This window comes from Kocuria sp. BT304 (genome assembly GCF_003290245.1).
GTDB classification, from domain to species: Bacteria; Actinomycetota; Actinomycetes; order Actinomycetales; family Micrococcaceae; genus Kocuria; species Kocuria rhizophila_A.
This window is the reverse complement of the sequence record NZ_CP030039.1, coordinates 1333421-1356297: the sequence shown is the minus strand read 5'-3', so window position 1 is coordinate 1356297 and position 22877 is coordinate 1333421. Positions and strand designations below refer to the sequence as shown.

At 71.6% G+C, this 22877-nt stretch carries 18 protein-coding genes; 4 read left to right on the top strand and 14 right to left on the bottom strand.

What is annotated here, in order from left to right:
* The first annotated feature begins 141 nt into the window (after positions 1 to 141).
* Positions 142 to 810 carry a vitamin K epoxide reductase family protein gene (locus tag DNL27_RS06120; RefSeq protein ID WP_226905887.1) on the top strand — a complete coding sequence of 223 codons (669 nt, stop codon included), beginning with the start codon at positions 142 to 144 and terminating at the stop codon, positions 808 to 810.
* 76 nt (positions 811 to 886) lie between these two features.
* Here the strand turns inward: DNL27_RS06120 and ndk are convergent, their stop codons facing one another.
* The 11 genes from ndk to DNL27_RS06065 all read right to left on the bottom strand — a co-directional run bounded on the left by ndk (position 887) and on the right by DNL27_RS06065 (position 14643).
* Positions 887 to 1300 (bottom strand): nucleoside-diphosphate kinase, encoded by a 414-nt coding sequence (gene ndk / locus DNL27_RS06115; RefSeq protein WP_012398194.1) that lies wholly within the window; start codon positions 1298 to 1300, stop codon positions 887 to 889.
* A gap of 115 nt (positions 1301 to 1415) precedes the next feature.
* On the bottom strand, positions 1416 to 1859 hold the full coding sequence (locus DNL27_RS06110; protein ID WP_012398193.1) for a DUF4233 domain-containing protein: 444 nt from the start codon (positions 1857 to 1859) through the stop codon (positions 1416 to 1418).
* 45 nt (positions 1860 to 1904) lie between these two features.
* The gene (locus DNL27_RS06105) at positions 1905 to 3275 is read right to left on the bottom strand and encodes a folylpolyglutamate synthase/dihydrofolate synthase family protein (RefSeq protein ID WP_012398192.1); all 1371 of its coding nucleotides are present in this window, start codon (positions 3273 to 3275) and stop codon (positions 1905 to 1907) included.
* Positions 3272 to 6583 carry an isoleucine--tRNA ligase gene (ileS, locus tag DNL27_RS06100; protein WP_112235005.1) on the bottom strand — a complete coding sequence of 1104 codons (3312 nt, stop codon included), beginning with the start codon at positions 6581 to 6583 and terminating at the stop codon, positions 3272 to 3274. Before ileS ends, DNL27_RS06105 begins: the two co-directional genes overlap by 4 nt.
* A 372-nt stretch (positions 6584 to 6955) precedes the next feature.
* Positions 6956 to 8332: a uroporphyrinogen-III C-methyltransferase gene (gene cobA, locus DNL27_RS06095; protein ID WP_112235004.1), complete on the bottom strand. Its 1377-nt coding sequence runs from the start codon at positions 8330 to 8332 to the stop codon at positions 6956 to 6958.
* A gap of 108 nt (positions 8333 to 8440) precedes the next feature.
* Positions 8441 to 9475 carry a siderophore-interacting protein gene (locus DNL27_RS06090; protein ID WP_112235003.1) on the bottom strand — a complete coding sequence of 345 codons (1035 nt, stop codon included), beginning with the start codon at positions 9473 to 9475 and terminating at the stop codon, positions 8441 to 8443.
* A complete protein-coding gene (locus tag DNL27_RS06085) occupies positions 9472 to 10518 on the bottom strand; it encodes an ABC transporter ATP-binding protein (RefSeq protein WP_239494471.1) in 1047 nt (348 codons plus the stop codon). Before DNL27_RS06085 ends, DNL27_RS06090 begins: the two co-directional genes overlap by 4 nt.
* Positions 10515 to 11564, bottom strand: a complete 1050-nt coding sequence (locus tag DNL27_RS06080) for an iron chelate uptake ABC transporter family permease subunit (RefSeq protein ID WP_112235002.1) — start codon at positions 11562 to 11564, stop codon at positions 10515 to 10517. The genes DNL27_RS06085 and DNL27_RS06080 overlap by 4 nt, the downstream gene beginning before the upstream one ends.
* Positions 11561 to 12547 (bottom strand): iron ABC transporter permease, encoded by a 987-nt coding sequence (locus tag DNL27_RS06075; RefSeq protein ID WP_239494470.1) that lies wholly within the window; start codon positions 12545 to 12547, stop codon positions 11561 to 11563. Before DNL27_RS06075 ends, DNL27_RS06080 begins: the two co-directional genes overlap by 4 nt.
* Before the next feature lie 113 nt (positions 12548 to 12660).
* Positions 12661 to 13722 carry an ABC transporter substrate-binding protein gene (locus DNL27_RS06070; protein WP_112235000.1) on the bottom strand — a complete coding sequence of 354 codons (1062 nt, stop codon included), beginning with the start codon at positions 13720 to 13722 and terminating at the stop codon, positions 12661 to 12663.
* A 120-nt stretch (positions 13723 to 13842) separates the two neighbouring features.
* Positions 13843 to 14643: an SDR family oxidoreductase gene (locus DNL27_RS06065; protein ID WP_112234999.1), complete on the bottom strand. Its 801-nt coding sequence runs from the start codon at positions 14641 to 14643 to the stop codon at positions 13843 to 13845.
* Between the two features lie 349 nt (positions 14644 to 14992).
* Here DNL27_RS06065 and valS point away from each other — a divergent pair, with 349 nt between their 5' ends.
* From valS to DNL27_RS06050, 3 genes are all read left to right on the top strand, one after another.
* On the top strand, positions 14993 to 17644 hold the full coding sequence (gene valS / locus DNL27_RS06060) for a valine--tRNA ligase (protein ID WP_112234998.1): 2652 nt from the start codon (positions 14993 to 14995) through the stop codon (positions 17642 to 17644).
* A gap of 146 nt (positions 17645 to 17790) precedes the next feature.
* Entirely contained in the window at positions 17791 to 18828 is a 1038-nt protein-coding gene (locus DNL27_RS06055; RefSeq protein ID WP_112234997.1) for a hypothetical protein, read from the top strand.
* A gap of 100 nt (positions 18829 to 18928) precedes the next feature.
* Complete coding sequence (locus tag DNL27_RS06050) at positions 18929 to 19960, top strand: alpha/beta fold hydrolase (RefSeq protein WP_112234996.1); 1032 nt, start codon at positions 18929 to 18931, stop codon at positions 19958 to 19960.
* 173 nt (positions 19961 to 20133) lie between these two features.
* On the opposite strand, the gene DNL27_RS06045 is transcribed toward DNL27_RS06050, so the two are convergent.
* The 3 genes from DNL27_RS06045 to DNL27_RS06035 form a co-directional block, all read right to left on the bottom strand.
* The gene (locus DNL27_RS06045) at positions 20134 to 20736 is read right to left on the bottom strand and encodes a DsbA family protein (protein ID WP_112234995.1); all 603 of its coding nucleotides are present in this window, start codon (positions 20734 to 20736) and stop codon (positions 20134 to 20136) included.
* Between the two features lie 30 nt (positions 20737 to 20766).
* Entirely contained in the window at positions 20767 to 22062 is a 1296-nt protein-coding gene (clpX, locus tag DNL27_RS06040) for an ATP-dependent Clp protease ATP-binding subunit ClpX (RefSeq protein ID WP_112234994.1), read from the bottom strand.
* 149 nt (positions 22063 to 22211) lie between these two features.
* Complete coding sequence (locus DNL27_RS06035; protein ID WP_012398177.1) at positions 22212 to 22874, bottom strand: ATP-dependent Clp protease proteolytic subunit; 663 nt, start codon at positions 22872 to 22874, stop codon at positions 22212 to 22214.
* Between the last annotated feature and the right edge of the window lie 3 nt (positions 22875 to 22877).

Here is a 22877-nt window from a genome sequence, read left to right as displayed (position 1 = left end):
GTATCTCACAGTCGTCGCCTGTCACCGCACATCCGGGTGGTCCACGCCACAGCCCGGCCGGTCGCGTCCCGGCCCACCTCGGGGTGCCCGCGATCCGCCCTGCACCGCGCCCGTCCATGCCCGTGGTCTACGATCGGGCGCGTGAGCTCTGCATCCCGACCCTCCCCCGCCGCCCCCTCCGACAGCCACGCCACGGCCCCCGACCGCCCCGCGGCCGACGCCGCCGTGGCACCCGTGACGCGCCCCGACCGCACGTGGGCCGTGCTGACGGTGGTCCTCTCGCTCGTGGGCTTCGCGGCATCGGCCACGCTCGTGGCGGAGCGGCTGGCCATCTTCCAGGACGCCGGGCACCGCGCGAGCTGCGACCTCAACGCGTGGCTGTCGTGCGGGACCGTGATGCGCACTCCCCAGGCGGAGGTGTTCGGCTTCCCCAACCCGCTGATCGGCATCGTGGCCTACGCCGTGGTGCTCGCCGTGGCCGTGGGCGTGCTCGCGGGGGCGCGCTACGCCCGCTGGTTCTGGTGGCTGCTGTGGGCGGGAATCGCGGCGGGGTCCGTGTTCACCCTGTGGCTGTGGTGGCAGACCACGTTCCGGATCAACGCCCTGTGCCTCTACTGCATGGTCGTGTGGTGCGCGCAGACCTACCTGCTCGCCCACACGAGCGCCCGGATGCGCCGCGCGGGAATGCTCGGCGGTGCCGCCCGGGAGAGCGCAGGCTCCACGGCCTGGGCCTGGCTGCTCGGCACGGGGGTGCTCGTGGTCGTCTTCGGCGTGATCGCGGTGCGCTTCTCCACCGTGATCTTCGCCTGACACCCGCCCTGCCGGACCACGAGAACGGCGCGTGCCGAGCCCGGGAGCTCGAAACGCGCCGTGGTCGTGCGGTAGCTCAGGCGAACCAGATGCCGATCTCGCGCTCGGCGGACTCCGGAGAGTCCGAGCCGTGCACGAGGTTCTTCTGGACCTTCTCGCCCCAGTCCCGGCCCAGGTCCCCGCGGATGGTGCCCGGGGCGGCCGTGGTGGGCTCGGTGGCCCCGGCGAGGCTGCGGAAGCCCTCGATCACACGGTCGCCCTCGACCACCGCGGCGACCACCGGGCCCGAGAGCATGAACTGCACGAGCGGCTCGAAGAACGGCTTGCCCTGGTGCTCCGCGTAGTGCTGCTCCAGGATCTCCCGGGTGGCGTGCACCAGCTTGAGCTCGGCCAGGGTGTAGCCCTTGGCCTCGATGCGGGCGAGGATCTGGCCGGTCAGGCCGCGCTCGACGCCGTCCGGCTTGACGAGGACGAGAGTGCGCTGCGACATGGGGTCTCCTTGCGGTAGAGGTGGGGGTGGACGGGCCGTACGAGGGCCGGTCACCGGATTCCGGGTCGAGCCTAGCGAACGCGGCGGGCGCGTGCGGACCGCGCGCCGCGCCCGCTCACGGCAGGGGGTGCTCCGCCTCCCAGCGGCGCTGCTCCTCCGCGCGCTGCACGTTGTCGCGGTCCATACGTGCGCCCTTGACCACGGCGTACCACCACGCCAGCGCGCACAGCGCCCCGATCACGAACATTGCGGGCACCAGGAAACCGGTGGCGATCAGCACGAGCTGCAGCACCCACCCGGCGGCATAGCCCCACGGGCGGCGGAGCATCCCGCACAGCAGGATGAACAGCAGCGCGAGCACCGCCGCGCCGCCCATGAGCCACAGCTTGTGCGCGGTGCTCCAGTCCCGGGCCAGCAGCCCGAAGGCGGTGAGGGCCGCGAAGAACACGATGAACGCCTCGATGCTCAGCACGCTCGAGGCGAACATGGTCTTGACGGACCGCGGCTTCTTGGTCTGCCCGGGGCGCCACTCGCGCTGGGCCTTGGTCATGCGGGCCATGCGGCTCCTTCCAGGGGTGCGGACAGCAGGGGTGCGGTCGAGGGGTCACAGGCCGAGCAGCGCACGGGCCTCACCCACCACGGTGATGGAGCCGGTGACGAGCACCGCGCCGTCGAACTGCTCACGGGCGGCGGCGTCCTGGATGGCGGCGGAGCACGCGTCGTCGAGATGTTCGGCCACGTGCACGGCGTCCTCGTCGAAGCCCATGTCCACGGCGATCTCCGCGAGCTCCGCCGGGGGCACCGCCCGCGGGGAGTGGGACGCGGTGCACCACAGCTCCAGATCGAACTCGTGGTACTCGTCCGCGAGCACCCGCATCATGGTCTCCACGTCCTTGTCCCCCAGCACCCCGACCACCAGGTTGAGCTTGCTGAACGTGAACCCCTCCCGCACGGCCGCGGCGGAGGCCACGAGCCCGTGCGGGTTGTGGGCGGCGTCGAGGACCACGGGCGGAGCCTTGCGCGCGAGCTCGAGGCGACCGGGCGAGGACACCGCGCCCAGACCCTCGCTCACGAGCTCGGGGTTCAGCGGCTTCTCGCCACCGCCGAGCAGCGCCTCCACCGCGGCAATCGCGACCGCCGCGTTCTGCGCCTGGTGCGCGCCGAACAGCGGGAGCATCACGTCCGGGTACTCGCCCGCGAGGCCCTGGACGGTGATGACCTGCCCGCCCACGGCGGTGGTGCGCGCGGTCACGGAAAACTCCACGCCCTCGAAGCGGAAGGGGACTCCCAGCTCCTGCGCGCGCTCGAGCAGCACCTGGGCCGCACCCGGCTGCTGGGCGGAGCTCACGAGGAACCCGCCCGGCTTGACGATCCCGGCCTTCTCGCGGGCGATGTCCTCCACGGTGTCGCCGAGGATGTCCGTGTGGTCCAGGTCGATGGGCGTGACCACGGAGACCGCGGCGTCCGCCACGGTGGTGGCGTCCCACGAGCCGCCGATCCCGACCTCCAGGACCATCACGTCCACGGGCTCGTCCGCGAACACCGCGAACGCCAGCACCGTGAGGGTCTCGAAGTACGTCAGGCGCGGGGCCCCCTCGCCCTCCAGGTGACGGTCCACGAGGTCCAGGTACGGGGCGATCTCCGTGTAGATCCGCACGAAGGTCTCGTCGGAGACGGGCTCGCCGTCGATGCTGATCCGCTCGGTCACGCGCTCCAGGTGCGGGCTCGTGTAGCGGCCCACCCGCAGGTCGTGGGCGAGCAGCAGGGACTCGACCATGCGCGCCGTCGACGTCTTGCCGTTGGTCCCGGTCACCTGCACCACGGGGGCGCTGCGGTGCGGGTCCCCCAGCGCGGAGACCGCGAGCTGCATGGCGTCCAGGCGCGGCGCCATCCTGTGCTCCGGCGCCCGGGCCAGCAGCCCCTGGTAGATCTCCTCGACGGACGCGAAGTTCTCGTGCTCGGTGGCGCCGCTCATGCGTCCACCACCGCCACGGTGACGTCCAGGTTCGTGGCCTCCACCAGCTCCAGCTCCCGGGTGAGGGTCTCCCCCTGCACGAGCTCGCGGTGCGCGTCCACCGCGGCCAGCGTCGCGGCGTCGGCGTGGAGCGTGGTGCGGATCCGGTCCGAGACCACCAGCCCGGCGTCCTTGCGGGCCTGCTGGATCGCACGGACCATGTCCCGAGCCACGCCCTCGGCGCGCAGCTCGTCGGTCAGCTCGGTGTCCAGCACCAGGAAACCGCCGCCGGGCAGCACGGTGACGGCGCGCGCGGAGGACCCCGCGGCGTCGTCGACCACCGTGACCAGCTCGTACTCGCCCTCCTCCAGCGCCACCGAGCCGGCGACCACGCCGCCGTCCTCGGCCACGGACCAGTCGCCCGCCTTGGTGGCCCTGATGACCTGCTGCACCTGCTTGCCGAGCCGGGGACCGGCGGCGCGCGCGTTGACCTTGAGCTCCTGGGAGATGCCGTAGTCGGCGGCCGAGACCTCGTCCGCGTCCACCAGCGTGACGGACTTGAGGTTCAGCTCGTCCGCGACGATCTCCTGGAACGTGCCCGCGAGCGCCTGCGCCCCGGGCACGGCCACGGTCATGCCGGCGAGCGGCTGGCGCACGCGCAGGCTGCTGGCCTTGCGGAGTGCGGAGCCCGCGGAGCAGATGGCGCGCGTGCGCTCCATGGCGGTGAGCAGGGCCTCGTCCCGCGGGAACAGGGAGGCGTCGGGCCAGTCGGTCAGGTGCACCGAGCGCCCGCCGGTGAGCCCGCGCCAGATCTCCTCGGTGACCAGCGGCAGCAGCGGGGCGGCCACGCGGCACACGGTCTCGAGGCACGTGTAGAGCACGTCGAACGCCTCGGTGTCCTCCTCGAAGAAGCGCTCGCGGGACCGGCGCACGTACCAGTTGGTGAGCGTGTCCATGTAGGCGCGCAGGCGTTCGGCGGCGGCCCAGATGTCGTACTCGTCGAAGAGCCGCTTGGCGTCCGTGACCAGGGCGCCGGTCTCGGCCAGGATGTAGCGGTCCATCACGTGCTCGGCCTCGTACCGCGCCTGGGCGTCGTAGCCCTCTCCCCCGCGGGCGGCGTTCGTGTAGAGCCCGAAGAAGTGGTAGACGTTCCACAGCGGCAGGATCATCTGCCGCACGCCGTCACGGATGCCCTGCTCGGTGACCACCAGGTTCCCGCCGCGCAGGATGGGCGAGGACATCAGGAACCAGCGCATGGCGTCCGAGCCGTCCCGGTCCAGGACCTCGTTGACGTCCGGGTAGTTGCGCAGGGACTTGGACATCTTCTGTCCGTCCGAGCCCAGCACGATGCCGTGGGAGATCACGTTGCGGAACGCCGGGCGGTCGAAGAGCGCGGTGGCCAGGATGTGCAGCGTGTAGAACCAGCCGCGGGTCTGGCCGATGTACTCCACGATGAAGTCACCGGGGTTGTGGGTCTCGAACCACTCGCGGTTCTCCATGGGGTAGTGCACCTGCGCGTAGGGCATGGACCCGGAGTCGAACCACACGTCCAGCACCTCGGGAACGCGGCGCATCACGGACTTCCCCGTGGGGTCGTCCGGGTTGGGGCGGATCAGCTCGTCGATCCACGGCCGGTGCAGGTCCACCTCGCCGGCGGCATTGCGGGGCAGGCGACCGAAGTCCGCCTCAAGCTCCGCGAGGGATCCGTAGACGTCGCGGCGCGGGTGGTTGGGATCGTCCGACTCCCACACGGGGATCGGCGATCCCCAGTAGCGGTTGCGGGAGATGGACCAGTCCCGGGCGTTCTCCAGCCACTTGCCGAACTGGCCGTCCTTGACGTTGCCGGGGATCCAGTTGATCTGCTGGTTCAGCTCCAGCATGCGGTCCTTGATGGCCGTGACGCTCACGAACCACGAGGACACCGCGCGGTAGATCAGGGGGTTCCGGCAGCGCCAGCAGTGCGGGTAGGAGTGCTCGTAGGAGGCCTCGCGCAGCAGCGCGCCGCGGGCCCGCAGGTCCCGGATCACGGTGCGCGCCACCTCCTTGTCGAACACGTTGTGCCCGGCGAGCTCCGCGAGCGGCGCCCCGGCGGCCAGGGACTCGTCCGTGAAGAGGTCGTAGAAGCGCCCGCCCTCGTCCACGGAGAGCACCACGGGGATCTCGTGCTCGGCGCACACCAGCTGATCGTCCTCGCCGTAGGCCGGAGCCTGGTGCACGATGCCCGTGCCGTCCGTGGTGGTCACGTAGTCCGCCACGAGGATCTGCCAGGCCTTGGCGGTGCCGAAGCGCTCGTCGTCTGTGAAGTAGTCCCACAGCGGGGCGTAGCGGATGCCCGCGAGCTGCTCGCCCGTGTAGTGGGCGGTCACGGCCTCGCGCACGGCGGCGGCCGGGTCCTCGGCATCCCCGTAGCCGAGGTCCTTGGCGTAGCTGCCCGCGAGCTCCGCGGCCACGAGGAAGCGGCGTCCGGCCAGCTCCCCGGCTCCGGGCACCAGCACGTAGTCGATGGCGGGGCCCACCGCGAGCGCCTCGTTGGTGGGCAGGGTCCAGGGCGTGGTGGTCCACGCGATGGCCTCCGCGCCCGCGAGCTCCGCGGCGACCTCCGGGTGCGCGGCCCACGAGGTGTCCTCGGAGAGGCGGAACGCCACGGTCACGGAGGTGTCCTGGCGCATCTGGTAGACGTCGTCGTCCATGCGCAGCTCGTGGTTGGACAGCGGCGTCTCGTCCTTCCAGCAGTACGGCAGCACGCGGTAGCCGGAGTAGACCAGGCCCTTGTCGTCCAGGGCCTTGAACGCGCCGATCACGGACTCCATGTACTCCGGGTTCAGCGTCTTGTAGTCGTTGTCGAAGTCCACCCAGCGGGCCTGGCGGGTCACGTAGTCCTGCCACTCGGAGGCGTACTTCATCACGGAGGCGCGGCAGGCGTCGTTGAACGTGTCGATGCCCATGGCCTCGATGTCCTGCTTGTCCGTCATCCCGAGCTGCTTCATGGCCTCGAGCTCCGCGGGCAGCCCGTGGGTGTCCCAGCCGAAGCGTCGCTCCACGCGGCGACCCTGCTGGGTCTGGTAGCGGGCCACGAGGTCCTTGACGTAGCCGGTGAGCAGGTGCCCGTAGTGGGGCAGGCCGTTGGCAAAGGGAGGGCCGTCGTAGAAGACGAACTCGTTGGAGCCGTCCGTGCCGCTGTCGCGCTGGTCGATGCTCGCCTGGAAGGTGTCGTCACGCTTCCAGTAGTCGAGGACGCGCTCCTCGACCGCGGGCAGGCGCGGGGCCGCGGGGACGCCCTGGGCGTCGGGGTCGGTGCTCGCCTTGGGGTACACGAATGAGTCGGTCACGGTGCTCCATCCTGAGGTGCCGGTGGTTCAGGATGCGAGGACGCCCTGGCGCACGGGGCGCCGGTGGCGCGGTACCACCTCGCTTGTCCGCCGCGTTGCCGGGGATGCCGACGACGCCGCGAGCCGCTCATTGGGGGCTGTCACGGGCCCGAGTCGTCCGGTTCTACTGAGGCCCGCACGGGCCGGTTCTTCCGGAAGGGCTCCCCGGTGATGGCCGGATCCGCGCCCGCGCGCACGAAGCGCACGGGACCATGGTAGCGCGCCGGGCGGCGTCGTCCCCACCGGTGCCGGGAGATGCCCCTCAGCGTGGGCCCGGGCACCACGAACCCGGGGCCGCTCGCGGCAGGTGTCCGCGGCTGCCCCTGGGCGCGGTCAGGTTTTCGGGTCGGTGCGTCCGAGTTCCGCGACCCGCCCCACGAGGATCACCGCGGGCGCCCGCACCCCGCGCTCCTCCGCCGTGCGGGCGATGTCCTCCAGCGGCGCCAGCGTGGTGCGCTGGGTGGGGGTCCAGCCCCGTTCCACCACGGCCACGGGCAGGTCCCGGGGGTAGCCCGCGGCGAGCAGGGTCTGCGCCGTGCGCGCGAGTCCGCGCACGCCCATCATGAGGATCAGCGTGTGGCCCTCGCGGTACGGGACCTGGCGCAGCTCCTCGTGGGCGGTGATGACCGTGAAGCCGTGGGCCATGTCCCGGTGCGTCACGGGGATCCCGGCGGCCGCGGGCACGGAGATCGCGGAGGTGACCCCGGGGACCACTTCGGTGGCGATGCCGTGGGCGTGGCAGAACTCCACCTCCTCGCCGCCGCGGCCGAACACGTAAGGGTCCCCACCCTTGAGCCGCACCACCCGGCGCCCCGCCCGCGCCTGGTCCACGAGCGTCTGGTTGATCCGGTCCTGCGTGACCTTGTGGTAGCCGGCGCGCTTGCCCACGTCGATGATCTCCGCGTGCTCCGCGAGCGCCGGGAGCAGGTCCGTGGGGCCCAGCCGGTCGGCGACCACCACGTCCGCACCGGCCAGAAGGTGGCGGCCCCGTACCGTGAGGAGCCCGGGGTCACCCGGTCCACCTCCCACGAGGGCCACGGTTCCCGGCTGCTGGGCGTCCGGTTCGAGGTGGTCGCTGGACCGGGAACCGAGCTGCGCAGGGGCGTCGCCGATGCGTGACTCGTCAGCCGGGTCAGGGCGGGGGCCCGGCGCCACCGGGCCGCCGTGGTGCGGGGAGGGGCCCGCGGAGCTGGGGGGCGCGGGCCCGTCGGTCCCTCCTGGCAACGATGCGCCCTCCCGCGAGCGCCGCGCCCTGACCGGGATCTCCCCGGTCTCCAGGCGTGCCGCGATCCACGCGGCAACGCCCTTGGCACGCCGTGGGTCCCCGCCCGCGTTGACCGCCACGGTGACGCCGTGGGCGCGCGTCACGGCAGGGACCCACGCGCTGGACGCCGCGGCGTCGCCACCCGTGACGCAGAAGACCCGGTGCTGCTCGGCGGTGCGGGTCACGAGGTCCTGGACGGCGGGCGAGTCCGTGTGGGCGAGCACGAGCCACGCCCCGGCCACGTCCTCGGGGCGGAAGCCCCGGCGGTGCCACGTGAGCTCCCCATCCTCCGCGAGCGCCCGCAGGTCCTCGTGCGCGTCCGGCGCCACGAGCTCGACCGCAGCGCCCTCGGCGAGCAGCGCGGGGACCCGGCGCGCGGCCACCGGCCCAGCACCCACCACGAGCACCCGGCGGCCGGGGAGGTTCAGACCCAGGGGGTAGGTCATGGGCGGGGCACTCCTGAGGCGATGGCGGAACGGAAACCGCCATGCTACGTGCGGGTCCGTGGCCCCGTACCCGGGCCGTCACGGGGCGTCACACTCCCGCGGGCGCCCTCACTCGGTGGCAGCACCCTGCTTCCAGTAGCCCATGAACGAGATGTCCGCCTTGGGCACCCCGCCGCTCACACACATCCGGCGCATGGACTTCACGGCGGAGGACTCCGCCGCGAGGAACCAGTACGTGCCGCGGCCCTCGGGACGCGCCGTGGCCCACACGAACTCGGACTCGTCCTGCCAGGACGCCAGCTCCGTGTGGCCCACCGCCCAGTACCGGCGGGCGTGCTCCGCGAGCCGCTCCCACAGCCACAGCTCCAGGGCCAGGTTGCGCTCGCGGGTGCCGCGCGGCAGCCAGGTCCAGACCAGCTCGGTGCCGCCGTCCAGCACCACGCGGTGGGCGCCGGGCTCGTCGCACGACGCCGCCCGGGCCAGAGCGCGCGGACCCGCACCCGGGACGGCGTCGGCCTCCGCGGGGACCTCCACGGCCACGGTGATGGAGCTCGGGGGTTCGTACGCGCCGTCCACCGGGCGGTTGACCCGGACCCGCTGCTCCACGCCGTCCACGATCGCGGAGATCGCGGGCAGTGCCGTCTCGTCCCCCGCGACCACCACGTCCTGACCGGCCGCGCGACCGTCGTCCCACGCGGCCCACCAGGCAGAGTCCTCTGAGGGCACGAGCAGCCGCGCGGAGTCCCCGGCGCGGACCGAGTCCCCCCACGCGGCACCCGGGCCCATGCCGTGCTCGGGGTCCCCGTGCAGCACCACGTCGATCGCGAGCTCCGGCACCCGCTGCCCCGCGAGCTCCACCGTGGTGGCGTCCCGCACGGTGTAGGTGCGCATCCACCCGGCTTTCTCGCGCGGCGCGGCCATGAACTCGCGGCGCCACCGGGCCATGTCGGCGACGTCCACGTCCACCGCTCCACCGGCGGGCGAGATGAGCAGCTTGACGTAGGAGTCCGCCCGGGGGCCGGGGCCCTGCTCGCCCCACGGCATGGTCCTCAGCTGCTCCCCCGCCACGTGCACCCGCACGAGGTGCTCGCTGAGCTCCTCGCGCCGGGTGACCGTGGCGTCCACGCACGCCAGCTGGGTCATGCGGGCACCTCCCCGTTCTCCTCGTTCTCGTCCCGTGCGGCCGGGTGCGGCCGGGCCGTCCCGGTCCGTGACCCGGACGTGGGTCCGGTCGTCGTCCGACCCGCCGTTCTTGCCGTGGCATCCGCCGGGGTCTCGGCCCCCGCCATCCCCGTGGCTCGCGACCGGTCCGAGGACAGCGGGATCACCACGCGGGCGTCGGTCACGGGATCGTGCAGCACGCGGGCGGCCATGTCGAACACGCGACCGACCACCTCGTCGGTCATGACCTCCTCCGCCCCGCCGCGGGCCACCACCTCGCCGGCCTTCATGGCCACGAGCACGTCCGCGTAGCGCGCGGCCAGGGACAGCTCGTGCAGCACCATCACCAGGGTGATCCCCCGGGCACGCTGCAGCTCGCACAGGATGTCCAGGATCTCCACCTGCCGGGCGATGTCCAGATAGGTGGTGGGCTCGTCCAGCAGCAGCACGTCGGTCTGCTGAGCCAGGGCCAGGGCGATCCACACGCGCTGGCGCTGCCCCCCGGAGAGGTCCGTCACGTGGCGGTCCATGAGATCGCACAGACCGGTGAGCTCGAGCGCCTCGGCCACGGCGGCGTCGTCCTCCGCGCGCCAGCGCCCGAAGGCACCGCGGTGCGGGTGGCGACCGCGCGAGACCAGCTCCCGCACGCTCACCCCCTCCGGCGCCACGGGGTCCTGCGGCAGGAAGCCCACCGTCTGCGCAAAGCGGGTGCGGTGCCAGCCGCGGACGTCCTCCCCGCCCACGAGCACCTCGCCGGCGGTGGGTGTCAGCTGGCGCGCGCACGTGCGGAGCAGCGTGGACTTGCCGCAGCCGTTGGCGCCCACGAGCGCCGTGACGCGCCCCGCGGGGAACGTGACGTCCACGTCCGTGAGCACGGGCGCGCCCCCGTAGCCGGCCCGCAGTCCGCGCACGGCCACCTCGGACGACGCTGCCCGGTCGGTCCGCGCGGCGCTCGCCGCCGCTGCGGGCCGGGCATCGTGCCGCGGGCCCGTCATGGTCTCCCTGACCTCGTTCTCGGGGCTCATGCCTCCGCCTTTCCACGTCCGATGAGCAGCCACAGCAGCACGGGGGCACCGGCGGCCGCGGTGACGACACCCACGGGCAGTGCCAGATTGGGCAGCGCCTCGGCGGCCACGTAGTCCGAGACGACCATGAGCACCGCACCCACGAGGGCCGCGTGGTGCGCGTGCCCGGCCCCGCCGCCGATGCCGCGCGCAATGGGCGCGGCCATGAAGGACACGAACGCCACGGGCCCCACGGTGGCGGCGGCCACCGCCACCAGGGTCACCGCGAGGGCGAGCGCCGTGAGCCGCACACCCTGCACCCGCACGCCCAGGCCCGCCGCGAGCGCATCCCCGGTGCCGAGGGTGTCCACGGCGGGTATGAGCACCGCGCACACGGGCAGTAGCACGAGCAGGCAGAGCCCCACCTGCGCAATGTCCTGCCACGAGGCGGCGTTGAGCGAACCGGTGAGCCACTGCATCGCGTCCTGCGCGGCGTAGATGTTTGCACGGGTGAGCACGCCGTTGATGGCCGCCCCGGTGAGGGCGCCCCCGGCCACGCCGGTGAGCACGAGCTTGGCGATGCTGGCGTGCGTGCCCCCTGCGGCGAGGATGACTGCGAGCATGAGACCGAAGCCTCCCACGAGCGCGCTGACCGTCACCGCAGCTCCGGAGAGACCCGCGGTGATCGCGACCACCGCGCCGAGCCCCGCACCGGAGGAGACACCCATGATGTCCGGGGAGGCCAGCGGGTTGCGCAGCACGCGCTGGAACAGGTGGCCCGCGAGTCCGAAGGCGGTGCCCGTGAGGATTCCCAGGACCGTGCGGGGCAGGGTGATCTGCCACACGATGTAGTCCGCCGGCCCGTCGTAGTCGTGGGCCAGCACCGCGAGCAGGTCCGGAACCGCCACCACGTACTTGCCGAGCGCGATCCGGGCGAAGGACGCCACGGCCAGGACGAGCAGCAGCAGGAGTGTGACCCGCCGGGTGCGGCGACGCGTGCGAGCGCGGCCCGCGCGGACGGCGTCTACCGTCTGCGCACGGGACGGCAGCTGCAGTGCCGCGCTCATGCCGCCACCGTCTTCCCGCGAAGCACGGCCACGAGGGCCGGGGCGCCGATCACGACGAGGGCGATTCCCACCTGGATCTCCCGGTCCGGGACCAGCACGCGGGCCACGACGTCCGCGAGCAGCACGATGGTCGGTCCCGCGAGCAGGCACGCCGGGATCACCCGCCGGTAGGAGACACCCACGACCACGCGCACGGCGTGGGGCACGAGCAGCCCGCAGAACACGAGCGGGCCCACCAGCGCGGTGGACGTGCCCGCGAGCAGCACCACGGCCACACCGACCAGTCCGCGGGTCAGGGCCGGATGGGTTCCGAGCCCCCGACCCAGGGCGTCCCCGAGCGTGAGGGCGTCCAGGGACCGGGCCAGGCACCACCCGAGCACGAGACCCGCGACGACCACCGGGGCGGCCACCACCAGGAACGTGCCGTCCGGGCGGGTGAGCTCCCCCACCTGCCAGCGTCGGAAGGTGTCGAACGTGGCCTGGTGGCTCAGCAGGATCGCGCTCGTGAGCGCGGTGAGCCCTGCGGACACGGCCGCACCCGTGAGGGCCAGGGTCACGGGACGCGCCCCGCCGCGAGCGGCAGTGGCCAGCCCGTACACCGCGACCATGGCCACGGCCGAGCCCAGCGCGGCCAGCCACAGCTGGTTCGCCACACCCGACAGCCCGAACAGCGCACCCCCGGTCACCACCGCGAACGCGGCACCGGCCGTCAGCCCCAGAATTCCCGGGTCGCCGAGCGGGTTGCGGGTGGCGCCCTGCAGCAGAGCACCCGCCACGGACAGGGCCGCTCCGGTGAGCACCCCGGCGGCGGTGCGCCACACGCGGGACTCCACCACGGCGCCGTCGAGCGGGGGCACACCCGGCACGGCGCCGGGATCACCGCCGAAGACCTGCGGCACCACGCGCCACGTGCTCGCGAGGTCGATCGGGCGGGAGCCGCACGAGGCCGACAGGACCACCGCCACGAGGAGGACGACCGCCATGACGAGCCAGGGCAGGACCCTGCGCCCCGGGCGCCCCGCACGGGAGATGCGCGGGGCGTGGGTACCGGCGGTGGCGCCGGGGCCTGTGAGGGAGGTGCTGGCGGGCACGGAGGCTAGGCCCCCAGGGCGTTCTTGATCGCCGGGACGTGGGTGTCCAGGGCGTGGGGCATGGACAGCGGCGAGGACGAGTAGCCCGAGAGCACGTCCTGCTTGGTGGTCAGGAAAAGCCCGTGGCCGGCGGCGATCGCCGGGATGGTCTTGAGCACGGGGTCCGTGCGGAACTTCTCCGCCTGGGCGTCGTCCTCGGCGGCGGCCACGAACAGGTCGCTCGTGAGCTCGTCCGCGCGCTCCTTGGGCCACTCGCGCCAGAACTCCTTCTCCGAGACGTTCTTGGTGACCACGGGCGCCAGGGCCAGGCCCAGCTCGGTGAAGAAGCGGGGGCGCCCGTCCGAGGGGCCGTAGAAGCCCAGGGACTGCGAGACGTCCCCGTAGATGAAGCTCTTGCCCTTGGCGTCCCCGAGCTCCGCCGAGCGGTCCCGGATGAGCTTCTCCGTCTGCGCCACGAGGTCCTCGCCGGCCTGCGTGCGGCCCAGCGCCTTGGCGGTGAGCCGCTGCATGTCCTGCCACGAGTTCACCCACGGGCCCGTGGGATAGGCCACCGTGGGGGCGATCTTGGTCAGGCGCCCGTACTCCTCCTGGGTCACCCCGGAGTTCACGGCGATGATCAGGTCGGGGCTCAGCTGGGCGATCTCGGTGAAGTTCACGCCGTCGGACTCGTCCATGGTCTTCGGCGCCGTCCCGCCCAGCTCGGAGACCTTGGCGTCGAACCAGTCGGTGGCGCCCTTGTCGTTGCCGCCCCACGCCACCTTGGTCATGCCCACGGGGACCACGCCGAGCGCGGCGACGAAGTCCTGGGTGTTGCTCGCACCCACGCACACCACGCGCTCGGGGGCCTTCTCCACGCTGGTGGAGCCCAGAGCGTGCTTCACGGTCACGGGGAACGTGTCGGTGGGCGTGGAGGACGCCGAGGCACCCGGTGCGGCGTCCGAGCCACCGCCGTCCCGGGAGCCGGTGGAGCACGCCGCGAGCCCCATCAGGGAGGCCACGGCCAGGCCGGATCCGAGCAGGGAGCGGCGGCTGAGCTGACGACGGGTCTGGGAGGGGTCGCTGGACATGGCTCTCCTCGAGCGGTGAATTTGATAAGGCTTGCCTAACCTAATTCACCCGCTCGAAGGCCCGCAAGTGGGCTGTTCGCACCGCCGCGCACGTGCCGCGCATCGGCGCGGAACCACCGGTCAGGAGGTGGCGCGGATCACCTTGTGCGGTGCCGCCTGGGCCACGGGCTTGAGGGTCAGCGTGTCGATGTTCACGTGGTGCGGCAGCTCCACCGCGAACGCGCAGACCTCCGCGACGTCCTCCCCCGTGAGCGGCTCGGCCACGCCCGCGTAGACCTTCTCTGCGGCGGCCCGATCCCCACCCAGGCGGTTGAGGGAGAACTCGGGGGTGTGCACGAGCCCGGGCGCGATCTCCACCACCCGCACGTTGTGCTCGGCCTCCTCGAGCCGCAGCGCCTCGGTCATCGCGCGCTCGGCGTACTTGGCGGCGTTGTACCCGGCACCGCCCTCGTACGCCCGGATCGCGGCCAGGGAGGTGAGGTTCAGCACCGTGCCCCGCCCGTTGGCGCGCAGCGCGGGCAGGAACGCCCGGGTCACCCGCAGGGTGCCCAGCACGTTGACCTCGTACATCCACTGCCAGCCCTCGGGGTCCGCGTCCGCCACGGAGTCCGTGCCGCGCGCCCCGCCGGAGATGTTGAGCACCGTGTCCACCGTGCCCTGCTCGGCGAGCACGCGGTCCCGCAGCGCGTCCACCTGATTCTGATCGGTCACGTCCGTGGGCGCGGCGATCGCCCCGGTCTGCTCCGCCAGCTCGGCGAGCCGCTCCTCGCGCCGGGCCACGGCGTACACCGTCCACCCGCTCGCGCGCAGCCGCCGCACCGTGGCCTCGCCGATCCCGGTGCTCGCTCCCGAGACCACCGCGACCTTGCCCGCCCCCGCCGTGCCGGGGGTGCCGTATGCCGATTCCCTGTTCTGCGTCATGACCCGCAGTCTACGGAGCACGACGCCGCACGGCCTGGTCCGTGGGCCAGCGAGCGTTCCCGGGTCGGAGACCGGGGCAACGACCCGGCAGCGTGTGCCGCACCGCCCGAGCTCGCTCGCCCCGGACCCGGACCCGGACCCGGTGACGGGGACCGGACGGCGTCCGGCGGGCAGCGCCCCGGGCGGTGTCGCGCCCCCGGTGGCGACCGTCCGGCGTCGTGCGGGCAGCGCCCCGGGGCGGCGAGGTGACCGGCAGCGGCGACCGGGCGGCGTCGTGCTCCGCACGGGGCGGGCGGCGTCGTCCCCCGGGGATTCGAAGCGGAGAAAAACCCCGTGAGAGACTGGGCGCATGGCACATGAGACGACGGGTACAGACACGCCCGAGACCCCTGACCACGCAGCGACCACCGCCGCGGTGACCGTTCCCGAGAAGCCGGCCCTGGAGGGCCTGGAGGAGAAGTACGCCGCGCAGTGGCGCGAGAACGGGACCTACGCGTTCCGCGAGGACACGGACCGGGAGTCCGTGTACTCGATCGACACTCCCCCGCCCACGGCGTCCGGCTCCCTGCACGTGGGACACATGTTCTCCTACACGCAGACGGACGTGATCGCGCGGTTCCAGCGCATGAGCGGCAAGAACGTGTTCTACCCGCTGGGCTGGGACGACAACGGCCTGCCCACCGAGCGCCGTGTGCAGAACTACTACGGCGTGCGCTGCGAGCCCGGCCGCCCGTACGTGGAGGGGTACCGTCCGCCCGAGAAGCCCGCCAAGAACCAGCGGGACTGGGACGTGGTCTCCCGCCAGAACTTCATCGAGCTGTGCGAAGAGCTCGCCGTGGAGGACGAGAAGGTCTTCGAGCACCTGTTCTCCACGCTGGGCCTGTCCGTGGACTGGAACCGCACCTACCGCACGATCGACGCGCACTCCCGCAAGGTCTCGCAGCTCGCGTTCCTCAAGGACTACGAGGCCGGCAACGCCTACATGGCCGAGGCGCCCACCATGTGGGACGTGACCTTCCGCACCGCCGTGGCCCAGGCCGAGCTGGAGGACCGGGAGCGCGAGGGCGCCTACCACCGCGTCTCGTTCCACCGCCCGGACGGCGAGAAGGTGTTCATCGAGACCACCCGCCCCGAGCTGCTTCCCGCCTGCGTGGCCCTGGTGGCCCACCCGGACGACGAGCGCTACCAGCACCTGTTCGGCACCACCGTGCGCTCCGCCCTGTTCGACGTGGAGGTGGAGGTCAAGGCGCACCCGCTGGCCAAGCCGGACAAGGGCTCGGGCATCGCGATGATCTGCACGTTCGGCGACCTCACGGACGTGACGTGGTGGCGCGAGCTGGACCTGCCCACGCGGGCCCTGATCGGACGTGACGGCCGTTTCCAGGCCGAGCAGCCCGAGTGGATCGCGGACGGCGCCCCCGCCGAGCGCTACGCGGAGGTGGCCGGCAAGACCGTGTTCTCCGCGCAGAAGGCCGTGGTGGACATGCTCCGCGAGTCCGGGGACCTGGACGGCGAACCGAAGAAGATCATGCACCCGGTGAATTTCTACGAGAAGGGCGACAAGCCCCTCGAGGTGGTCACCTCCCGCCAGTGGTACATCCGCAACGGCGGCCGGGACGCCGAGCGCCGCGACGTGCTGATCCAGCGCGGCCGGGAAATGGCCTGGCACCCCTCCTTCATGCGCTCGCGCTACGAGAACTGGATCGAGGGCCTCAACGGGGACTGGCTGATCTCCCGCCAGCGCTTCTTCGGCGTGCCCTTCCCGGTCTGGTACCCGCTGGACGCCTCCGGCGAGCCGGACTACGAGCACCCCGTGCTGCCCTCCCCCGAGCAGCTGCCGGTGGACCCCGCCGCGGACACCGCCCCGGGCTACACCGAGGAGCAGCGGGACCAGCCCGGCGGGTTCATGGCGGACCCGGACGTGCTGGACACCTGGGCCACCTCCTCCCTGACCCCGCAGATCGCCACGGGCTGGGGCGTCGACGAGGAGCTGCACGACAAGACCTTCCCCATGGACCTGCGCCCGCAGGGCCACGACATCATCCGCACGTGGCTGTTCTCCACCGTGGTGCGCGCCGAGACGCTCGCCGGGACCGTGCCGTGGACCAACACGGCGCTGTCCGGGTGGATCCTGGACCCGGACCGCAAGAAGATGTCCAAGTCCAAGGGCAACGTGGTGGTCCCCACGGACGTGCTCGAGAAGTACGGCGCGGACGCCGTGCGCTACTGGGCGGCCTCCGCGCGCCTGGGCGCGGACACCGCGTACGACGAGGGGCAGATGAAGATCGGGCGCCGCCTGGCCATCAAGCTGCTCAACGCGTCCAAGTTCGTGCTGGCCCAGGGCGTCACCGAGGCCTCCGTGCTGGGCTCCGGCACGGACGCCTCCGTGGTGACCAACGGTCTGGACCGCTCCCTGCTGGCCCAGCTGGCCACGGTGGTGGAGCGCGCCACCGCCGCGTTCCGCGAGTACGAGTACGCCCGGGCGCTGCAGCTGATCGAGTCCTTCTTCTGGACGTTCACGGACGACTACGTGGAGCTCGTGAAGGACCGCGCCTACGGTTCCCGCGGGGCCGAGGCGCAGGCGTCCGTGCACGCCGCCCTGGCCACCACCCTGGACACCGTGCTGCGGCTCTTCGCGCCGTTCATCCCGTTCGCCACCGAAGAGGTCTGGTCCTGGTGGCGCACCGGCTCGGTGCACCGCTCATCCTGGCCCGTGACGGACGGCTACGCCGGTCTCGCGGCCGAGGGCGACCCCGAGGTACTCACCGTGGTGGGCGAGGCCCTGTCCGGGCTGCGCAAGTCCAAGTCCGAGGCCAAGGTCAAGCAGCGCACCGCGGTGCTCTCCGCCACCGTCTCCGCCCCCGCCGCACAGCTGGAGCAGCTGCGGGCCGGACTGGACGACCTCAAGGCAGCGGGCAACGCTGCGGACCTCACGCTCTCCCCCGCCGAGGGTGAGCTCAGCGTGAGCGACGTGGCGCTGGAGCAGACCGAGCAGGCCTGACCCCCGGCGAACGACGTCCGTGTCGACCGACGACGCGTCGGAGAGCGACCCGGTGACCTCGACAGGCCACCGGGTCGCTCTCCGCATGAACCACCGACTCCTCCCCGCGTGGGGAGCCCCCCCCTTACACCAGAAAGCTCGGTCCAATGAAGAAGTCCCTCTCCCTCGCTGCCGTGGTCCTCCTCGCGCTCACCGGTTGCTCTGCCGGTCAGAACGGGACCGGCTCCTCGCAGGAGGCCTCCGACCACGGCACGTACGAGGGCGTGACGAACTGGGAGGGCTCCGGAGACGACGGCGTGGCGTTCAGGGCCACAGCGGACGTGGCAGCCCCGGCCGGGGTCGAGGAAGCACGCACGCTCATGAAGAAGTCGGAGACGCCTCTGCACTTCCTCGCCGTGACAGTGGACAACATCCACGGCACGCAACCGGTCAGTGCCAGCAGCGCCTCCTTCACCACTCCCGAGGGCGAGCTCATCGAATACACGATGGTCGGCGACTACCTCAACGACTACGACGCCGCGGAGAGCGAGAGCGGTGACGCCGAGAACCGGGTCATCGACGTGCACAACGCGTTCTCCAGCGACGAGTACGAGGTGGTCGCGGGACAAAAGAAGACGGTGGTGCTCGCCTCGGACCACGACTACCCGCACGACGTCACGCACGCCACCGTCAACGGGACGACGTCGCTCGCGCCGTCCGAGACCTCTGCCGAGACCGACAAGGCCACGGGAGCCCCCGAGCCCAGCGAGGCCGTGGGCAGCAACGACAAACTGGCCGACCTCAACGGGACCACGTTGAAGGGCAATGACATCAACTTCCGGATCTTCAGCCCCAACGCGCAGAAGGACCTCAACGCCGCAATGCCTGCGCAGCTGAAGGGTGCCTGGGGCGCGCTGTGCTCCAACGCCGCCACCGAGGAGCAGCTGAAAGAGACGGGAGCCACCGCGAACGGGCACCATTGGCGACCCTTCCAGTATGCGGTGTCGGAGAGTGGCGTGGGAGCCCTCAGCGGCAACGCCGACTACAAGGAGTACGAAGCCGCGTCTCTGGCAGAGATGTCCCACGGCGGGGTCTGCGCCGTGATCCAGTCACCCGACGAGTCCGCCGCCGCGGAAACCCACTTGGCGACCGTCGGCCACTACCTGGGCAACTCGACGCTGGAGAGCACTGTCGAGGTGAAGTGATTCCCACACCACTGGACGTGGAAGAACTGCCGGTGCTCAGCAGGGCCAAGTAGCGCCGCCGCAGTACGTTTTCCAGCCCCCCGTAGGTGATGATGAACGGGTGACTCTGCCCTCCGCGCCTCCCCGTTCCGGCGACTGCCGGTTCCTGCGACGGACCGGCCGCATCCTGCGCCGCGCGGTGCAGGTCGGCGTCGTCGGTCTCGTGCTGCTCACGGTTGCCAGCGTGGTGGGCAACGCCGTAACCACCCCGCCCGACGCCCTGGAACCCGACGCCGGGGCGTACACGGACGTGGGCGACGTCGCCGTGCACTACGAGCACTGGGCACCCACCGGACCGCGCCCGTCCGACGACGCCGCTCCCGTGGTCCTGCTCCCGGGTTTCGCCGAGTCCACGGTCGCCTTCCGGGCCGCGGCACCGCTGATCGCCGCGCAGGGCCGGGACGTCTACGCGTTCGACCTCCCCGGATTCGGCTACACCCGCGGCGGGGACACCGAGGACCTGCGGTCCCAGGCCGATCTCGTGGTGGGAACCATCCGTGCCCTGGGGATCGAGCGGCCCGTTCTCGTGGGCCACTCCCTCGGTGCTGCCGTGGCGGGCGGCACCGCGCTGTGGTACCCCGGGGCGGTGGGCGGCGTCGTCTTCGCGGACGGTGACGCCCAGGACCTCGACCTCGGGAACGGTGCGTGGCGGGAGCAGATCGCCCGCCTGCCGTACACCACGAGCCTCTACCGGATCGGCACACGCTGGACGTGGCTCAGCAGGGCAGGTCTGGCCGGTTCCTGTGGCTCGGCATGCACCGCGTTCGACGGCGCGGACGGCGCGAACCTGGCCCGGCAGTGGATGCGCCCGCTGACCCAGGGGGACGTGGAGCACCCGCTGCTGGGCAGCGCGGGGCGCAGCGGCATCCTGCACCTTGAGGAGCGCCAGATGCGCTCGATCACCGTGCCACGCGCCATCATCTGGGGCGCCGAGGACACCCGCTCCGGCGGTTCCCTGCAGGACACCCGGGGGCGTCTCGGCCACCCGCCCGAGCGCATCCTCGACGGCGCCGCCCACAACGTCATGAACGCCCGGCCCCGGGGCTTCGCCGACGCCGTGAGTGATCTCGCGGACGGCATGGCCGGGCGCTGACGGGACGGCCCACAGGGAGGTCCCGGACGCACCCGCCTCGCGCGGTGGGGCCTGCGAGGAACTCTGTCGGCCGGGGCCGTCGGATGCCCGGGCTGGCAACGCCAAGGACCCCGCCCCGGAGGCCGTTGCCGGCCGCCGGGGCGGGGTCCTTCACACGCGGTGCAGAGGTGGACTCAGCTGAAGTCCGGGCCCTTCTCGCGCCCACGCTTGAGCTCGTAGAAGCCGGGGTAGGACGCCAGCGCCAGGGCGCCGTCCCAGACCTTGCCGGCCTCCTCGCCCTTGGGCGCCGGGGTGAACACGGGACCGAAGAAGCCCAGGCCGTTCACGGCGATGCACGGGGTGCCGATGTCCTGACCCGCCACGGCACGGGCCTCGTCCGTGGACGCCCGGATGGCGTCGTCGTACTCGGTGGAGTTCTTGGCCGCGGCGAGGTCTGCCGGCAGACCGACCTCCGCGAGGGACTCGGTGATGATCGCCTCGAGGTCCTCCATGCCACCGGGGTGACGACGGGAGCCCATGGCGTCGTAGAGCTTCTTGTAGTACTCGCCGCCGTGCTGCTCGGCCGCAGCCTGGATCACGCGCACGAGCCACATGGACTCGTCGTGGCCGTGGTGGTGGTTATCGGGGTTGTCCTCGTTGAGGATGCCCAGCGAGATGATCTTCCAGTCCACGTCCACGTCCCGGATGCGCACGACCTCCTCCATCCAGCGGGAGGTCATCCACGCCCACGGGCACAGGGGGTCGAACCAGAAATCGACCTGCTGCTTCTCAGACATACTGAATCCTTTCGTGCGTTCTCCGCGTTCTCACGCGGACTTGTGACGTCGCCGCTCGGCCTCGATCATCTCGTGCGTGAAGATCTCGGGGTCCGCCAGCTTGGCCACGGCGTCCTCGGTGACGAGTACGGCCGTGACATCCTCGCGCCCGGGCAGGTCGAACATCACCGGCATGAGGATGTCCTCCAAGATCGCGCGCAGCCCGCGGGCCCCCGTGCCGCGTTCCAGCGCGAGCTCGGCAATGGCCTCGAGTGCTTGAGGGTCGAACGTGAGCTCCACGCCGTCCAGCTGGAACAGCTTGCGGTACTGCTTGACCAGGGCGTTGCGGGGCTCCGTGAGGATCCGGACCATGTCCGCCACCGAGAGCTTGGACAGCGTAGCCACCACCGGCAGCCGCCCGATGAACTCCGGGATCAACCCGAACTTCAGCAGGTCCTCCGGCTGGACCTGCCCGGCGATGTCCACGTCCGCGGTGTCCCTGATGGGCGATCCGAAGCCGATACCCTTCTTGCCCGTGCGCTGCTGCACGATCTCCTCGAGCCCGGCGAACGCGCCGGCCACGATGAACAGCACGTTGGTGGTGTCGATGTGCAGGAACTCCTGCTGGGGGTGCTTGCGGCCGCCCTGCGGGGGCACCGAGGCCACCGTGCCCTCGAGGATCTTCAGGAGCGCCTGCTGGACCCCTTCGCCCGAAACATCACGCGTGATCGAGGGGTTCTCCGATTTGCGAGAAATCTTGTCGATCTCGTCGATGTAAATAATCCCCTGCTCCGCCTTCTTGAGATCGAAATCAGCGGCCTGGATGAGTTTGAGAAGAATGTTCTCCACGTCTTCACCGACGTACCCCGCTTCCGTGAGGGAGGTGGCATCCGCGACCGCGAAGGGCACGTCCAACTTCTTGGCCAGGGACTGCGCCAGGTAGGTCTTGCCCGAACCGGTGGGGCCCACCAGAAGGATGTTGGACTTGGCCACCTCGATGGCTTCCTCGTCGCCCTCCGCGCCGGCCAGTGACAGCGTGTGCCCCGAGACCCCGGCGCGGATGCGCTTGTAGTGGTTGTACACCGCCACGGCCAGCGAGCGCTTGGCGGGCTCCTGCCCGATCACGTACTCCTGGAGGTGGTCGTAGACCTGCTTCGGGCGGGGAAGCTCCGTCTGGTCCGCCTCGGTGACCTCGGTGAGCTCCTCCTCGATAATCTCGTTGCACAGCTCGATGCACTCGTCGCAGATGTAGACGCGTGGGCCCGCGATGAGCTTGCGCACCTGCTTCTGGCTCTTGCCGCAGAAGGAGCATTTGAGCAGGTCAACGCTCTCTCCGATGCGCGCCATGTTCAGCCTCACAGTTCGTCGTGGCGGATGCTGGGACCACTCTAGGCGAGCCGCTCTCGGCTCGCCCAATCATGCCGTGACGCGACGCGGCCACGGTGCGCACCGCGGGGTGCGCACCGTGGCCGCGGTCGAGTCGACCGGCGCCCGGCTCAGGCCTGGGTGACCGTGGAGGGCTTGTTGATCTTGCGGGAGTCCAGGACCTGGTCGATGATCCCGTACTCCTGCGCCTCCTTGGCGGTGAGGATCTTGTCGCGCTCGATGTCGCGGTTGATGTCCTCCACGTTCTTGTTGGTGTGCAGCGCCATGGTCTCCTCGAGCCACGTGCGCATGCGCATGATCTCATTGGCCTGGATCTCGATGTCCGAGGCCTGACCGCCGCCCTGGCCCTCCATGGCCGGCTGGTGGATCAGCACGCGCGCGTTGGGCAGCGCGAGGCGCTTGCCGGGGGTGCCGCCGGCCAGCAGCACGGAGGCCGCCGAGGCTGCCTGGCCCAGGCACACGGTCTGGATCTCCGGGCGGATGTACTGCATGGTGTCGTAGATGGCCGTCATGGCCGTGAACGAGCCGCCCGGGGAGTTGATGTACATGGTGATGTCCCGGTCCGGGTCCTGGGACTCGAGCACCAGCAGCTGCGCCATGATGTCGTCAGCGGAGGTGTCGTCCACCTGGACACCCAGGAAGATGATGCGGTCCTCGAACAGCTTGGTGTAGGGGTTCTGGCGGCGGTAGCCGTACGGGGTGCGTTCCTCGAAGTCGGGGATCACGTAGCGGCTGGTGGGCAGCTGCGGTGCAGTGGCGTGAGGGAGGTTCATTGA

Bases quoted from the DNA above. Each gene is read 5' to 3' on its own strand.
- ndk (WP_012398194.1), bottom strand. From the start codon at position 1,300: ATGTCGCAGCGCACTCTCGTCCTCGTCAAGCCGGACGGCGTCGAGCGC.
- DNL27_RS06110 (WP_012398193.1), bottom strand. From the start codon at position 1,859: ATGGCCCGCATGACCAAGGCCCAGCGCGAGTGGCGCCCCGGGCAGACC.
- DNL27_RS06105 (WP_012398192.1), bottom strand. From the start codon at position 3,275: ATGAGCGGCGCCACCGAGCACGAGAACTTCGCGTCCGTCGAGGAGATC.
- cobA (WP_112235004.1), bottom strand. From the start codon at position 8,332: ATGACCTACCCCCTGGGTCTGAACCTCCCCGGCCGCCGGGTGCTCGTG.
- DNL27_RS06090 (WP_112235003.1), bottom strand. From the start codon at position 9,475: ATGACCCAGCTGGCGTGCGTGGACGCCACGGTCACCCGGCGCGAGGAG.
- DNL27_RS06085 (WP_239494471.1), bottom strand. From the start codon at position 10,518: ATGAGCCCCGAGAACGAGGTCAGGGAGACCATGACGGGCCCGCGGCAC.
- DNL27_RS06080 (WP_112235002.1), bottom strand. From the start codon at position 11,564: ATGAGCGCGGCACTGCAGCTGCCGTCCCGTGCGCAGACGGTAGACGCC.
- DNL27_RS06075 (WP_239494470.1), bottom strand. From the start codon at position 12,547: ATGGCGGTCGTCCTCCTCGTGGCGGTGGTCCTGTCGGCCTCGTGCGGC.
- DNL27_RS06070 (WP_112235000.1), bottom strand. From the start codon at position 13,722: ATGTCCAGCGACCCCTCCCAGACCCGTCGTCAGCTCAGCCGCCGCTCC.
- DNL27_RS06065 (WP_112234999.1), bottom strand. From the start codon at position 14,643: ATGACGCAGAACAGGGAATCGGCATACGGCACCCCCGGCACGGCGGGG.
- valS (WP_112234998.1), top strand. From the start codon at position 14,993: ATGGCACATGAGACGACGGGTACAGACACGCCCGAGACCCCTGACCAC.
- DNL27_RS06055 (WP_112234997.1), top strand. From the start codon at position 17,791: ATGAAGAAGTCCCTCTCCCTCGCTGCCGTGGTCCTCCTCGCGCTCACC.
- DNL27_RS06045 (WP_112234995.1), bottom strand. From the start codon at position 20,736: ATGTCTGAGAAGCAGCAGGTCGATTTCTGGTTCGACCCCCTGTGCCCG.
- clpX (WP_112234994.1), bottom strand. From the start codon at position 22,062: ATGGCGCGCATCGGAGAGAGCGTTGACCTGCTCAAATGCTCCTTCTGC.
- DNL27_RS06035 (WP_012398177.1), bottom strand. From the start codon at position 22,874: ATGAACCTCCCTCACGCCACTGCACCGCAGCTGCCCACCAGCCGCTAC.